Source organism: Ideonella sp. P3_A4, assembly GCF_056403075.1.
In genome coordinates this window covers 1-909 of record NZ_JBFUGE010001201.1, presented here as the reverse complement: position 1 = coordinate 909, position 909 = coordinate 1, and the positions used below count along the sequence as shown (strand labels likewise).

The window sequence follows — 909 nt, the reverse complement described above, 5'->3', positions numbered from 1 at the left end:
ACGTGGGCCAGCAGGCTGGCGGTGCGTTCCTGCTGCCAAGTGAGCGCAGTGGTCTTGCGGCCGTACAGCACCGAGCGGCCGGACGCATCCAGGCTGCGTGCGGCCAGCAACACGCCATGGCAGATGGCGGCCACTGGTTTGCCGGCCTGGAAGAAACCGGTCACCAGCGTTTGCAGCAGCGGGCTTTCCAGGTACTGGCGCATGCCGCGCGCACGGTGCCCACCAGCGAGCCACAGGCCATCGAAATCTTCAGCGTTCAACTCGGCCCAGGCCAGCGGGCTCTGGAAGGCCGGGCTTTGCTGCATCGCCCGGTAGGCCCGGCGTGCGTCGGCGTTGGCGCGCAGCACCAGACCGAGCAGCGGTAACCGGCCGATCAGGGGCAGCGGGCTCCAAGGGTCGAGCCCTCGGCCGCTGAGCATGATGGGATCGGCCTCGGCCGTACGCCCGTTGGGCGTGGCGAAGCTCACCTGATGCCCAAGCTCACACAAGACTTGCCAGCCGACGGCGACCTCGGACGGATCGAAATCCAGGCTGGGCACCGGAAACAACACATCGGCCATGCACCTCCCCTCGCGCCAACGTGGCGGCGGGGGCCAGTGTGCCCCGGTTCCGGCTTCGGCCTTCAGGCCGTGATCAGTTCAGGCGCGGGGTTGGCAGCCTGCTCGTGGTGCTGCGCCATGGCCCAGGTCCAGGCGCAACCCGGTGACGAGTGCGCCTCCTGCTCGTCCTGCCTCGCGTCGTCCACCGGCGGCGTGCCACCGTAGAACCACAGCCGTACACCTTCCAGATCGTCGTCGTCACACATGCTGCAGTCCCTCTCGTTGGTGGTGGTGGTGACGCAACCCTGCGGCTACGCCCGACTCCGCACCGCTGGGGCAAATTTCAGGCCCAAGGCCTTGACCGCTGCGC

The 909-nt window shown here is 68.3% G+C and carries 2 protein-coding genes; both read right to left on the bottom strand.

The annotated features are described in order from the left end of the window. A partial coding sequence (locus AC1DYI_RS36965) for a type 1 glutamine amidotransferase domain-containing protein (RefSeq protein ID WP_477209046.1) occupies window positions 1–560 on the bottom strand: 560 nt, incomplete at its 3' end. Window positions 561–622: 62 nt separating this feature from the next. Continuing rightward, complete coding sequence (locus tag AC1DYI_RS36960) at window positions 623–805, bottom strand: hypothetical protein (protein ID WP_477209045.1); 183 nt, start codon at window positions 803–805, stop codon at window positions 623–625. Between the last annotated feature and the right edge of the window lie 104 nt (window positions 806–909).